The organism is Streptomyces sp. GSL17-111 (genome assembly GCF_037911585.1).
GTDB lineage: Bacteria > Actinomycetota > Actinomycetes > Streptomycetales > Streptomycetaceae > Streptomyces.
On sequence record NZ_JBAJNS010000001.1, the window covers coordinates 678,051 to 692,105 of the forward strand.

Sequence of the window (14,055 nt, forward strand, 5' to 3'; positions counted from 1 at the left end):
TGCGCCGAAGTCAACCGTCGGCCCGGGATGCCGTCAAGAAGTTAAGCAATAAAGAGAACGCAACGATGGCGTGCGTGAACATCCTGAACGCGGAGGGTGCCCGAAAAGGTGTCAGGAACAGCCCGGAAAGGGGGTTCAGACGCCGACCGGGACGGTGTCCGTCGCCGGCTGGAGGAGCGGCGCGTCGCCCATCTCGTTCAGCACGAGCGCCAGCGCGCCCAGCACCTCGGCCCGGCCGCCGAGCGAACCGGGCACCACCGAGAGCCGGCGGGCGGCGCTCGGGATGGCGTAGCGCGACACGGACTCGCGGATGGGGTCGAGCACCAGGTCACCGGCGTCGGCGAGATCGCCCCCGAGGATCACCCGGCTGGGATTGAGCAGGTTCGTGAGGTTGGCGACTCCACTGCCGATGTGCCGCCCGATGTCCGAGACCACCCGCCGGCAGCCCGGGTCGCCCTCCCGGGCCAGCTCCACGACGCGCGGCATGGTCAGGTCCGGCCCGTGGCCCGGGGTGAGCAGCGGGAGCACGTAGCGGGCCGCGGTGAAGGTCTCCAGGCAGCCGCGGTTGCCGCAGCGGCACACCGGCCCGGACTCGTCCAGCGTGATGTGGCCGATCTCCCCGGCGGTGCCGCCGGGGCCGCGGTAGACGCGCCCGCCGATGACCAGGCCGGCGCCGACGCCGCTGGCCACCTTGATGTAGGCCAGGTCCGCGACGCCGCGCCCGGTGCCCCAGACCAGCTCACCCAGGGCGCCGAGGTTCGCGTCGTTGTCCACGTGCACGGCGACCCCCAGGCGGGCGGCCAGGTCGTCGCGCGGGTTGGTGCCCGACCAGCCGGGCAGGATGGCCGTCGAGCCGAGGATGCCGGTCTCCACGTCGATGGGCCCGGGCACGCCGAGCCCCACCCCGACGATCTTCTCCGCCCGGATGCCGAGCCCGGCCAGCAGCCGAGTGACCAGGGCCTCGGCGTGGTCCAGGCCCTGTGACGCGGACGCGTCCACGTCGATCGGCTCGGACTCCTCGGCCAGGACCTTGTGCGCGAGGTTGCCGATGGCCACCCGCAGGTGGGAGTGGCCGAAGTCGACGCCGACGACGATTCCGGCGTCCCCCGAGAGGGAGACGCTGCGCGCCCTCCGGCCGCCCGCCGAGGTCGGCGTCACGTCGACGGTTCCGCTCTCCTTGAGCTCCCGGACGATGTTGGAGACGGTGGCGGCCGACAGACCCGTGGTCCGGGCGATCTCCGCCTGGGTCAGCGACCCCGCCGTGCGAACGGCGCGGATCACCCGCTCCAGGTTGGCCCGGTGCAGCGAGGACTGCGACCCCGGTGTCTCCACTACTGACCCACTCCCACCCGTCGCGACACGGCCCGTTTCCAACATATGAACCCTAAGGGGACCGTGTGCGCCGGTTTCCGTCAACCCCTTGAGCGGGGCACGCGCTCAGATGTGGTGGACGTGACGGAACGGGGCGCCGTGGTTTCAGGGGGGGGCCGAAGGCGCAGAGGGTGCGAAGTGCGGGCATACTCCCTCCAGGTGCGGACACCGACCGACTTCCGCCCTACTTGACGGCTCCCGCCGTCAGCCCTTCCTGGACCTGCCGCTGGAAGACCATGTACACCACCAGGATGGGCAGCATCGCGATGGTCAGCCCGGCGAAGAGGGCACCCCAGTCCCCCTCGTAGCCCTGGCTCACGGAGAGCTCGGCCAGCCCCTGGGTGAGCAGCGCCTCGTCCCGGCTCTCGGAGTTCAGCGCCAGCGGCAGGAAGAACTGGTTCCACTGCCCCAGGAAGTTGAAGATCCCGATGCTGATGAGGCCCGGACGGGCCATGGGCAGCATGATCTGGAAGAACGTGCGGCTGTGCGAGGCACCGTCGATCATGGCCGCCTCGGCGACACTGCCCGGCAGCGTCCGGAAGAAGGCGGTCATGAAGAACGTCGTGAACGGCAGCGAGTAGGCGATGTAGACGAGCACCAGGCCCAGCTTGGTGTCCAGCAGGCCCATGGTGTCCATCACGAAGAACAGCGGCACGACGGCGAGGATGATCGGGAACATCATGCCGCCCGCGAACAGCAGGTACACCGCCCGGCTGCCGAAGAAGCCGAAGCGCGCGATGACGTAGGCGGCCATGGAGCCGAGCAGCATGGTGCCGGGCAGCGAACCGGCCAGCACGATCACCGAGTTCAGGGCGTACTGGCCGATGTTGGCGTCCGACCAGGCGTTCGCGAAGTTCTCGAAGCTGAGGTCCGTGGGCCAGCCGAAGGGCTGCCCCTGGATCTTCCCCGACTCGCGCAGCGAGTTGATCATCACCCACAGCAGCGGGCCAGCGGCCATGACCGACCACAGGACGAGAAAGGCACCGGAGAAGACGTTCAGCGCCGCGCCGTCCTTCGCGCTGCCCCCGGCCGGGCGGTCGGGGCCCCGCGGCGGGCGTTTCGCGAGGTCGGCCCCGGCGTCGCCGGTGGGCTGGTCGGTGCGGATGGCGCTCATCGGTCCGTCTCCCCGCTCGTCTCAGTACTCGATGCGCTCACGCCGGCCGACCAGCATCATGATCGCCGCGAAGGCCATGGTGACCAGCAGGAGGACGACGCCGATGGCGGTGGCGTAGCCCGCCTGCGCGGACTCGAACGCCTTCTTGTACAGGTACACCGGCGTGACCAGCGTGGAGTTGCCGGGCCCGCCCTTGTTGATCGTCATGATGTGCACGATGGCGAAGGCGTCCAGGGCCTGGATGCCCATGTAGATCCAGCCCGTCCGGACGCTGTCCCCGATCAGGGGGAGCGTCACGCGGAAGAAGGTGACCGTGCGCCCGGCACCGTCCAGCAGAGCCGCCTCGTAGATGTCCTTGGGCACCGAGCCCATCGCGGCGGAGAAGAGCACCACGTAGAAGCCGATGAAGCTCCAGCACAGGACGAAGAGCACCGACCACAGGGCGAGGTCCGGGTCCGCCAGCCAGTTCTGCGCGAGCCCGTCGAGACCCACCGCGCGGAAGGCCTCGTTCAGCGGGCCGGTGATCGGGTCGTAGACGGCGGCCCAGACGACACCGATGATCGCCACCGAGATGACCTGCGGGAAGAAGTACACGATCTTGTAGAACTTCGCGCCCCGCACCCCCGAGATCGCCTCGCCACGGGCCCGCCGCCCGCCCGCCTGCAGCATGAAGGCGAAGAACAGGCCGAGGCCGAGCGTCAGGGCGGGCGCGAGGACGAGGAAGGTGAGGCTGTTGGTCAGCGAGGCCCAGAAGTCGGAGTCGTCCAGCAGCCGCTCGTAGTTCTCCAGGCCCACGAACGTGAAGTCCGCGCTGTAGCCCGTCCAGTCCGTCAGCGAGTAGTAGAACGCCTGCACGAACGGCGACACCACGAAGACGGCGTAGATCGCCAGGGGCAGCAGGAGGAAACCGCAGACGAAGCGGTACTTGTCGAGCGTGCGGTACCGCCGGTCGTGCTTCACCCGGGCGGGGGTGAGCCGGGGCGGCAGCAGGAACGCCACCACGAAGAGCGGGATCTCGGCAGGACGCAGCCGCCGCGCCGGGGACGTCCGCTCCGGTGGCTTGCGCCCTTCCGGAGCCCCGGAACCCGCCGGGCCCGCCGAAACCTGCGCGCCGGTCGCCATGGGCCTCCCGCTTTCCTCACCGCGCCGGTGACCGGCGTGTCGCGACTGCTGCTGGCCGCTGGGTGACGGTGCCGCCCGCGCGGGGCGGGCGGCACCGTCGCTCAGCGCTCGTACTTGCGGACGCTGTCGTCCTTCGCCGTCTCGTCGGCGAAGCGCTGACAGCGCTTGACGGCCTCGGCGGGCTTGATGTCCCCGGCCATCATGGCGGCGATCGTGCCGCCGATCTTGTCCTTGTGCAGTTCCAGGTACCAGTCGTGGATGCGGGGCGCGACGACGTTCTCCCCCGCCGCCTTCAGCACCTCGCTCGCCGAGGCCAGGCCGGACTGGAGGTCGAGGCCGTCGGCGGCGCCCTGGACGCAGGTGAGGGCGGAGACGAGCTGGGTGAAGTTGGCGGTGGACTCCTTGCCGAGCATGATGCGCAGCCACTCCATCCCGCCCGCCACGTTCTTCGCCCGGGACGGGACCATGAACGGCTCGCTGGCCTCCGCCCACACCGTCTCGAACGGCATGGCGTCGGAGGAGTCCAGGGAGGTGGGCGGGGCGACCCGCATCTCGAAGTCCGCCGGGGTCGTCTTCTTGGCCTCGTTCTCCACCCACGAACCGTTGGGTATGAACAGGGCCTTCCCCTTGTTCCACTGCGTCTGGGACTGGGTGTGGTCGATGCCGGGCGTGCCCTCGAGGATGTAGCCCTTGGCGTACAGCTCGTAGTAGGCGTCGAACGCCTTGCGGACGGCGTCGTGCTTCCAGGCGCCCGGTTCCAGGTTGTCGATGGCCTTCAGAACGTCCTGGCCGCCGATCTTGGCGATGAACGGGTACATCGTGAAGGCGAAGTAGTAGGGGTGCTTGCCCGCGTACGTCCAGCCGGCGATGCCCTCCTTCTTCGCCTTGGCGCAGACGGCGAGCATCTGGTCCCACGTCTTCGGGTACTCCACCTCCAGCCGGTCCAGGGCGGTCTGGGAGTACCAGGTGCCGTAGACGGTGAAGGAGTAGTTGAGCTGGTACATCTCCTCACCGCCGAACTGGCCCTTCGTGATCGTGCCCGGCACCAGCACGTCCCGGATCTTGGTGTCCGGGTCGTCCAGGGTGGGCGCGTCGAGCAGCGCGTCCAGCGGCTCGGCCTGCTCCTCCTCGATGAGCGAGGCGATGTCCATCGCCTCGGCGCCGGAGTTGTTGATCACGTCCGGCGGGTTGCCCTTGATGATGCGGGGCTGCAGCGTGGTGCGGATCTTCTGCGTGGCGTCGTGCTTGACGGAGCCGTAGCGGCTCTCGTAGATCTTGTGCGCGTCCTTGGCGTACTGCTCGCCGTAGCCGCCGTTGAAGATCACGACCTCCAGCCCGGCCTTCTCGTTCACGCCGAGCGGGTTCTGATCCGTCTTCTCGCCCCCCGCGACTTTCTCGTTTCCCTCACCGCCGCCGCCGGAGGCGCAGGATGTCAGCGCGCCCATCGCCGGGGCGGCGAGCAGGCCGAGGGCGGTGGCGCGTTTGATGAGGTTTCTGCGGTCGACGTCGGCAGATCCCATGCTCAAGTCCTCGCCTTCTCCAGGACTCAGGCGGTGTACCGGACGTTCGAGGCGCTACCGGCGAAATGCCCTACACCGCAGTTCGGTTGAAGCTCGGGTCGTGCTACCGGGCCGGGCCGCGCGGGGTTCCTCGGCGGCCCGGGTGCCGACAGGTATAGTCCACTCGCCACCGACAGGGCAAGATCGGGAACAAGGTTCGGCGACTTCTTTGTCCGGTCGAGACCTCGGCGCGACACGACGGCGCCGCACCCCGCTCGTGCGGGGTGCGGCGCCGTCGGTGCGACCTCCAGGGGCGGCCGGGCGGCGAGCCGGCCCTTGCCACGACACGCGATCTCTTGGACCGGCAGAGGCCGACAAGGCGATCCCGTAGGAGATCCACGACATCGCCGCGAACTCCGGCTGAGTCCGCGTCGGCACCGATCAGCCCTCAACCTCGCGACACCATCAGCGCAGCCACGACCCCACGGCCGGTCGCCGGCCCCGTCCCCGAGGAGCTCGTCACAGAACGCGACCGTCAGCCGACCGTGTCGGCTGGTGCGGGCCACCTCACTCGATCAACTCCACCAAGTGTGAGGACAACTCCTCGATCGTGGGGTAGTCGAAGCTGTAGGTCGGTGAGAGGCGTATGGCCAGGTCCTGACGGAGGCGGCTGCCCAGGCGCAGGCCGAGAAGGGAGTCCAGACCCAGTTCGATGAAGGGGGTTTCGGTGTCGAGGGCGCCGACTTCCTCCCCTAGCAGGGTCGCAACGGCGCTGGACACGTAATCGATCATCCGGGCGGCACGCTGCCAGGGCCGGAGTGCGCGTAGGTCGGCGGCCACGGCGCCGGCGGCCGGCGGGATGGCGCCCTCGGCCGGCGGGTCGGTGAGTTGGCGGGCGAAGGCGACGGGATCAGCGTCGGCGTGCGGTACACGCAGCTGGGCGGCGAGCGTGGTGTCAGATGGGGCGGCGAGCACGCGGTCGAGCACGGACATGCCCTGCTCGGGGCTGAGCTCGCCGAGACCCCGGCCGATGCTCCTGGACCGTTCCCCGAGGGCGGTGTGCATGCCGCCCCCGGACCAAGGGCCCCACTGGACCGAGGCCGCCCGCTGCCCGCGCGCCCGGCGGCCTGCCGCGACGGCGTCCATCGCCGCGTTCGCGGCAGCGTAGGCGGCCTGGGCCGGGGCGCCCAGCGTCGCGGTGATGGACGAGAAGCAGACGAAGAAATCGAGGTCGAGCCGCTCCGTGAGCCGGTCCAAATGACGGGTGCCGTCGAGCTTGGGGGCCAGCACCCGGGCCAGCGCATCGGGTGTGAGGTTGGCCAAGGTCGCGTCGTCGAGCACTCCGGCCGTGTGCACGATGCCGCGTACGGGCGGATAGGCGCTCGCCACATAGGTGAGCAAGGACTCGAGTTGCGCGGGTTCGGTGACGTCCACCTGGGCTCTCAGCAGATCGAGGCCGTCGGCCCGCAGCTCCTCAAGGATCGTCTCACCGATACCGGCACCGCCTGCTGTCCGGCCGAGCGCCACCAGGTGACGGGCCCCCAGTTCGTACAACCGACGCAGCACCCGGGCACCGAGCGCACCCGCGCCGCCGGTGACCAGGTACGTCGCGTCGGGGTCCAGACGCGGCAGGGCGGGCTGCCCGGCGACCGGACCGAGCCGGGCGAGCAGCCGGACGCCGTCACGGTAGGCGACCTCCGCATCGACACCACCGACCAGGTCGGCCACCAGACCGGCGTCGAACGGGCCACCGTCCGTGTCCACGCAGTGGATCGCGGTCTCGGTGAGCTCGGTGCGCGCGCTACGGGCCAGGCCCCACAGCGCCGCATGTGCGGGATCGGGGGCGGCATCGGTGGACTGGGCACGCGTGGTCAGCAGGACCAGGCGGCGCGGCGCGGCGGTGGTGCCGTCCGCGTAGCCGCGCAGCAGGGCGGCTACGGTGGCGACGCAGTCGGGCAGGCCGACCGGGGCCGGGCCCACGGTCGGGTCGGGGACGCAGACGACCCCCGCGGCGAGGGTGCCGGGCGTCCCGCTCGGCGGTGCCTCGCCCGGTGCCTGCAGCTCGCAGGACCCCGTGTGCGTGCGGATCGCCTCCGCGAGGCGCACAGCGACCGGATTGTCGGGTGAGCCCAGCACGGTCCAGGACAGGTCCGAGGTGGTCTCGGTGAAGGGTCCCGGTGCCGACTCCCAGACCGTGCGGCCGTGGAAGAGCGTCCCGTCGGTGATCGAGGCGGCCTCGGGTGTCACGGTCTGCGCGGCCGGGCCCGGGTCGATCCAGTAGCGTTCGCGGACCCGGTGCGAGGTGGGAATGAGCACCCGTCGTCCGGAGCCGCGCGCACCGAACCGGGAGGTGTCGACCGGCGTGCCGAGGGCGTAGAGGCGGGCGGCCGCCTGCGTGAGCGCCCCGGCCCTACCCCTGCGGCGCTGCAGGGAGGAGACGAAGGCCGCGTCGGCTCCGGAGCTCCGCCCGTGGCCACTGAGCACGGCGGCGGGACCGATCTCCAGGAACAGACGGTGGCCGTCGAGCAGCGACTCCAGGGCGTCCCCGAACCGTACGGTCTCGCGCACCTGGCGCACCCAGTACGCCGGATCGGCGGCCGACAGCCCCGCACCGCCGGCCATCGAGGAGACGAACGGCACCCTGGGCTCGCGGAACCGGACCCCGTCGACGGCGCGCTCGAACTCCTCGCGCATCGGGTCGACGGCGCTGGTGTGGAACGCGTGCGTGGTGTGAACGGCGGTGGTGACGGTCTCGGTACCGAGTTCGGCGGTGATCTTGGCGAGCGCGTCCGCGGGCCCGCCGACCACAACCGCGCGCTCGCCGTTGACCACGGCGATCTCGGCGGGCACGGCGGTGCGGACGAGTACGTCGCGTACCCGCTCCTCGGACTCCATCACAGCCAGCAACGAGCCGGCCGGGCAGAGCTCGTCCATCAGCCGGCCGCGCGCCGTCACCAGCCGCAGTGCGTCCGGCAGGTCGAGGACCCCGGCCGCGCAGGCGGCTGCGTACTCGCCGAGGCTGTGGCCGAGCACGGCGGCGGGATGGACCCCGGCCGAAGTCCACACTCCGGTGAGCGCGTACTGGAAGCAGAACAGCCCGAGCTGGGCCCAGCGTGCTTCGGTGTGCAGGGCTGGGGCATCGGTGCGCAACAGCTCCAGCAGTGCGGGGCCTGCCTCACCGAGTTCCCGCAGGCACGCGTCCAGTCCGGACCGGAAGGCCGGCACCTGCTGGTACAGGGCCCAGGCGGTCTCGGCGAGTGCGCCGCCCTGGCCGCTGTACAGGAAGACGGGCTGCCGGTCCCCCGTCGGCGCGGCCCGGTCCGCCGTCACGTCGTGGCGCGCCAAGGTGCGCAACCGCTCCACCAGGGTGTCCGCGTCGGGCGCGGCCACCGCGGCGCGGTGGGCGAAAGCGGGCCGGGCCGTCCGGGCGGTGACGCAGACGTCGGCCGGGTCCTGCTCGGTGGCGGCCACGTGGTCGGCATAGGCTTCGGCCTGCTGACGCAGCCCGTCCGAGCTACGTGCCGACAGGGTGAGCAGGTAGGGGCCAGCGTCCGTCCGCGCGGCGGGCCGCTCGGGCGCGGCGGCGAGCACCACGTGCGCGTTGGTGCCGCCGCCACCGAACGAGCTGATCCCGGAGAGGCGTTCGGCCCGTGGCTGGATCCACGGGGTGTTCTCGGACACCACGAAGAACGGCGAACTCTCCAGTCGCAGTGCCGGGTTGGGAGAGGTGAAGTTCAGCGTGGCAGGGATCAAACCGTGCTCCAGCGCCATGGCCGCCTTCATCAGCCCTGGCAGGCCGGCCGCGGTGTCCAGGTGGCCGATGTTGGACTTCACCGATCCCAGGCCTATCTCCCGCCCGGTTCCGGCGCCGAACACCTGCGTGAGCGCGCTGACCTCGATGGCGTCGCCGAGCGCGGTGCCGGTGCCGTGCGCCTCCAGGTACCCGATGTCGTCCGGTGCGATCCCAGCCGTCCGCTGCGCCGTGCGGACCACGTCGGCTTGGCCCTCGGCGCTGGGGGCCAGGTAGCCGGCCCGGAGAGCGCCGTCGTTGTTGACCGCGCTGCCCTTGACCACCGCACAGATCGGGTCGCCGTCGGCCAGCGCGTCCCGCAGGCGGCGCAGCAGTACGACGCCCGCGCCGCTGCCGCCCACGGTGCCGCGCGCCGCCGCGTCGAACGGGCGGCACACGCCGTCCGGGGACAGGAAGCCGCCTTCCTCGTACACGTAGCCGCGGCGCAGCGGGAAGTGCACCCCGGCCGCACCGGCGAGCGCCATGTCGCTCTCTCCGGTGAGCAGCGATTGGCAGGCCAGATGGAGCGTCACCAGGCCGGTGGAGCAGGCGGTCTGCACACCGATGCTGGGTCCGCGGAGGCCGAGGCGGTGCGAGACCCGTGTGCAGAGGTGGTCGCTCTGCGTGGCGATGAACGCCTGAAGCGGGGCGAGTTCGGTGAGCAGGCTGGAACTGCGGGCCAGGTTCTCGCTGAAGTAGGAGCTGAGTCGGTTGCCCGCGTACAGGGCCATGCCCGCGCCACCGAAGCAGCCGATCCGTGCGTCGCCGAGCCGTTGCGGGTCGTACCCGGCCCGTTCGAGGGCGTCCCAGACGCACTCGAGGAAGAGCCGGTGCTGGGGGTCGGTGATCCGCGCCTCGGCGGGCGGGATCCGGAACAGCCCGGGGTCGAAGTCCTCGGCGCCTTCCAGGTAACCCGCGGACGGCACGTAGTCGGGGTGGCGCACCACGTCGGGGTCGACGCCGGCGGCGAGGAGTTCGTCGGGGGTGAAGGTCCGAATCGAGGAGACCCCGCCGGTGAGGTTGGCCCAGAACTGCTCGGGCGTGTTCGCGCCCGGGAACCGGCAGGCCATGCCGATGATCGCGACGTCCCGTCCGGATTCGGCGGTGCTCATCACACGGCCTCGGTTTCAAGGAGGACGGTGCCCGGTCGGTCGAACCGGTCGGAACCGCGCCGCGGCGCGGCCGGTTCGGGTTGTCCGCTCCCGCCTCCCCCACCGCCCGCGCCGCGCAGGCGGTCCAGGTGCGCGGCGAGGGCGGCCACGGTCGGATGGGCGAAGAAGTCGGAGATCTCCACCCGGGTCCGCAGCTTCTCCTCGATCAGGTGCTGCACCCGGGGCAGCTGCAGAGACCGCGCGCCCATGTCGAAAAAGCCTTCACCGTAGAGGACTTCGGGAACGGCGAGGACCTCCTGCCAGATACCGGCGAGAGTGGCGAGGGTCTCCTGGTCGGCGCCCTCGCGCGAGCCCGTACCCGTCGGGTCGGCGACGGCCGCCACCGCGACCGGTCTGCCGCGCAGATCGTTGACGACGATTTCGCCGGTGTGAGCGGGCAGCGGTACGCAGCGGACCTCGAGCCGGTCCAGCGGTGCGGTCGGCAGTTCGATGCGGGCCAGAATGAACGGGTTGGTCGGCTCCAGGCCGATCACGGTGTGGCCGACGGGCAGCCGCACGGCGCTGTCGAAGGCGCGCAGCGCGGCCTCCACGGTGAGCACCCGGTAGCCGCGCGAGCGGACCAGTTCGTCGTCCTCACTGCCCGCACTCATGCCGGTCGACTGCCAGCGGGACCAGGACAGCAGGTGCACCGGCACGCCCCGGGCGCCCAGCTGTGCGGCCCAGGCGTCGAGGAAGGCGTTGGCCGCGCCGTAACCGGCCACCTGGGCGCCGCCGAAGATCGCGTTGACCGAGGAGAAGGCGACCACGGAGCCCTTCCGCTCGGCGATCAGCCGACCCAGCAGGAGGGCGGGTTCGACCTTGGCAGCGAGTACCTCGCGCAGCCGCTCCGGCGTCAGCTCGGCGACCGGGACGCCGTCCATCAGGCCGGCCACGTGCACGGCACCGGCGACCGGCAGGTTCCAGGCCGCCTCGACCTCCGCGAGCGCGGCGCGCAGCCCGTCCTCGTCGCCGGAGTCGACAGCGAGGTAGCGGACCCGGCCGACCTGTTCCAGCTCGCGCAGACGCCGCTGGCGGGCGTCGAGTGCGTCCCGGTCGCCCTGCAGGGTGCTCGGCTCCGGCAGGGGTGTGCGGCCGAGCAGGACGAGCGAGCAGCCGGTGGTGGCGAGCAGATGACGGCAGACCTCGAAGCCGACGCCGCCGAGGCCACCGGTGACCAGGTAGGTCGCGTCCCGTCGGAAGAGTGCCGACGGCCCGTCCGTGACGGGCTCGGGCTCGGGCTGGCCGGTGATGCACAGCTCGCGCCGCACACCGCCCCGGTAGGAAACCAGAGCGCCGACCGCCTCGCCGAGCAGTTCGCCGTCCGCAGCCCGCTCATCACCGGGTTCGGCGTCGATCAACCGCACCCGTAGCCACGGCAGTTCGGCATCGAGGCTGGGGGCCAGCCCCGCGAGCGGACTCAGCGCGAGGTCCGGGATGTCGTCGGCGGTGACCGCGCACAGGCCGGCGCCGAGCAGGGTGAGCCGGACCGGCCCGCGCGGCGCCAGTTCGTCCAGCGCGCGGACCACCAGCAGTACCTGCTCGATCACGGAGGCCTGGCGTTCGATCACGGTGCGCGCATCCTGCGGCCGCGGCTCGGCCGGGAAGGCGAGCACCACTTCGCCGGGCAGCCGGGTGCCGTCCGCGCCGTCGGCCAGGAACGCGCCGACCGCGCCGATGGAGGGCGCGACCGTGACCAGGTGGGGGTCCATCTCCTGGTCGCCGTCCCAGATCCCGAAGGTGCAGCGGTGCCCGTGGGCGGTCAGCAGGGCACGCAGTCGTCTGCCGGTCGTGGCGTCCGCGCCCAGCACCACGGTTCGCGCGGCGTCGATGTCACGGATGCCAGGCGCGGTGGGACGGGCCGCTCGGACACGCCACTCGGGGCGGGCCAGCCACACCCCGGCGGGTTCGGCCGCCGCGCCGCGCGCCAGCCGGTCATCGAACTCCCCCGCGTGCAGCCGTGCGGCGAGCACCGCTCGGCGGATCTTGCCGATCGAGGTCTTGGGGATCTCCTCGGGCCGCACCTGGATGACGTGCCGGGGCGGGAAGCCGTAGTGCTCCAGCACCCGCCGGCGTACGTCAGCGCCCACCGCCTCCCCCTGCTGGCCGGCCCGCGGGCTGTAGAAGACGGCGATCTCGTCGGTGGCAGCGTTGTCGGGGCGGTAGCAGACCGCGGCGGTGAAGCTCTCACGTACCCGGTCGGAGCGCTCGACCACGGCCTCCACCTCGGTCGAGGGGATACTGATGCCGTTGACCCGGATGACGTCCTTGGAGCGGCCGACGATGGTCAGCGCCCCGGCGGCGATGACGGCGCGGTCGCCGGTGCGGAACCAGCCGTCGGGTGCGAAGGAGTCAGCGTTGGCCTTGTCGTTGTTGTGGTAGCCGCGGGTGACCATGCTGCCGGTGACCTCCAGGTCGCCGGTCTCGCCCTCGACGGCGGGCGAGCCGTCGGCCCGGACGATGCGCACCGACAGGCCGGGGAACGGGCCGCCGACCGACACGGGACCGAGCAGAGAGCCCACCGTGCCGGAGAAGTCCTGGTCCGCGGTCACCACGGAGCAGGTCTCGGACATGCCCCAGGCGGGCTGCACGGTGTGATCCCGGAGTCCGAACGGTGCGAGCACGGCGAGGAACTGGCGTACTTGCTCGGCGACAACCATTTCCCCCGCGTTGATGATGGACCGCACCCGGGACAGGTCCCAGTCACGGTCGGCCAGGTCCCCGGCGCGGGCTCCGATCAGCGAGAAGGCGAAGTTCGGCGCCCAGGTCAGGGTGGCCTGGTACTGGGTGAGCAGGTCCAGCCAGCGCAGCGGGTCGCCGAGCACGACGTCGGTGGGGACGTGCACGTCCTCGCAGCACAGGTAGATGTCGCGGACGTGGCACATCAGCAGGCCGACCACGTGGTCCAGCGGGAACCAGTTGACCGAGACGTCGTCGGCGCCGAGGCCGAGCGTGGCGCGGGCGGCGGCGGTCATCGAGAGGATCGCCGCGTGGGTCTGGGTGACCAGCTTGGGCATCCCGGTGCTGCCGGAGGTCAGCAGCATCACCGCGGTGTCATCCGGCGCGATCCCTGCCGGGGTAGCGGGCTCGGCCTCGGTCAGCGCGTTCAGGCCGTGCAGCCGGGCGCGTTCGCGTACGGCCGGCGGCACGCTCGTCGGGTCGGAGGTGACGATCACGGGCTCCTGGAGCAGTTCCCACACGTACTGCAGCCGCTCCGCCGCCAAGGCGCCCGCCTCGGCGGTGACCGGGGCGCACGGTACAGCCACCGCGCCACTCACCTGGCAGGCCCAGAAGGCGGTCAGGAACTCCTCGTGGTCGCCGGCCGGCAGCAGCACCGGATCGCCCGGACGCACCCCGGCCCCCTGCAGGCCCTTCGCCACCCGTGCGGCGCGCTCGCGCAGCTCGCCGTAGGTCAGCCGGACCGCCTCGCCCGTGCCCGGGACGAACACCACGCCCGCGCTGCTGGCCGCGGCCCGCTCCAGTGCTTGTGCGAGGGTGAGCGGACCGTCCGGGTCGCTGGTCCGCCGCCCCCCGCTGAGCAGTGCCGGGCGCGCCTCGCCGTCCTGACGCCCGGTCACCGGGGCGGCATCGTCCGGCCGGACCACCAGGCCGTTGGGCTGCGGTACACCGGCCTCCACGATCGCGGCCCGGGCCTGGGCGGCGCCGACGTCCCGTGCGGCCCGTTCAGCCGCGCGCAGCGTGTCCTCGCCGAGTGCCGGCAGCTCGGCCAGCTGGCCCTGGTCCACGTGCCCCTCGGGGTCGCGGGGCAACGCGGTCAGCCGGACCAGGTGCGGGCCCAGTTCCGGCGGCACGCCGACGCAGGCGCGCCGCAGGGTGCGCAGGAGGTCGGCATGGCCGGTCGGCCGTCCAGGGACCACGTAGGCGATGATCCCGGTATCGGCCGGCCCAGCAGCCACCCACCAGTCGGTGACCCCCGGCAGCTCCCGGAGTGCCACACGGACTCGGTCCGCTGCCTGCTCGACGTCAGGGGATCCTGACTCCTGATTCATC

The 14,055-nt window shown here is 71.7% G+C and carries 6 protein-coding genes; all 6 read right to left on the reverse strand.

The genetic code is table 11. The features are described from left to right. Window positions 1-135: 135 nt before the first annotated feature. Window positions 136-1,332: an ROK family transcriptional regulator gene (locus tag V6D49_RS03135; RefSeq protein ID WP_340556876.1), complete on the reverse strand. Its 1,197-nt coding sequence runs from the start codon at window positions 1,330-1,332 to the stop codon at window positions 136-138. Window positions 1,333-1,555: 223 nt separating this feature from the next. Continuing rightward, the gene (locus V6D49_RS03140) at window positions 1,556-2,485 is read right to left on the reverse strand and encodes a carbohydrate ABC transporter permease (protein WP_340556878.1); all 930 of its coding nucleotides are present in this window, start codon (window positions 2,483-2,485) and stop codon (window positions 1,556-1,558) included. A 21-nt stretch (window positions 2,486-2,506) separates the two neighbouring features. Continuing rightward, window positions 2,507-3,607, reverse strand: a complete 1,101-nt coding sequence (locus tag V6D49_RS03145) for a carbohydrate ABC transporter permease (RefSeq protein ID WP_340556880.1) — start codon at window positions 3,605-3,607, stop codon at window positions 2,507-2,509. Window positions 3,608-3,708: 101 nt separating this feature from the next. Then, window positions 3,709-5,127, reverse strand: a complete 1,419-nt coding sequence (ngcE, locus tag V6D49_RS03150) for an N-acetylglucosamine/diacetylchitobiose ABC transporter substrate-binding protein (RefSeq protein ID WP_340556882.1) — start codon at window positions 5,125-5,127, stop codon at window positions 3,709-3,711. Between the two features lie 546 nt (window positions 5,128-5,673). Continuing rightward, window positions 5,674-10,008, reverse strand: coding sequence for a type I polyketide synthase (locus V6D49_RS03155; protein ID WP_340556883.1), 4,335 nt, complete (start codon window positions 10,006-10,008; stop codon window positions 5,674-5,676). Then, window positions 10,008-14,000, reverse strand: a complete 3,993-nt coding sequence (locus V6D49_RS03160) for an SDR family NAD(P)-dependent oxidoreductase (RefSeq protein WP_340556885.1) — start codon at window positions 13,998-14,000, stop codon at window positions 10,008-10,010. Before V6D49_RS03160 ends, V6D49_RS03155 begins: the two co-directional genes overlap by 1 nt. Between the last annotated feature and the right edge of the window lie 55 nt (window positions 14,001-14,055).

Coding starts and splice junctions, on each gene's coding strand:
- V6D49_RS03140 (WP_340556878.1), bottom strand. CDS start 2,485: ATGAGCGCCATCCGCACCGACCAGCCCACCGGCGACGCCGGGGCCGAC.
- V6D49_RS03145 (WP_340556880.1), bottom strand. CDS start 3,607: ATGGCGACCGGCGCGCAGGTTTCGGCGGGCCCGGCGGGTTCCGGGGCT.
- ngcE (WP_340556882.1), bottom strand. CDS start 5,127: ATGGGATCTGCCGACGTCGACCGCAGAAACCTCATCAAACGCGCCACC.
- V6D49_RS03155 (WP_340556883.1), bottom strand. CDS start 10,008: ATGAGCACCGCCGAATCCGGACGGGACGTCGCGATCATCGGCATGGCC.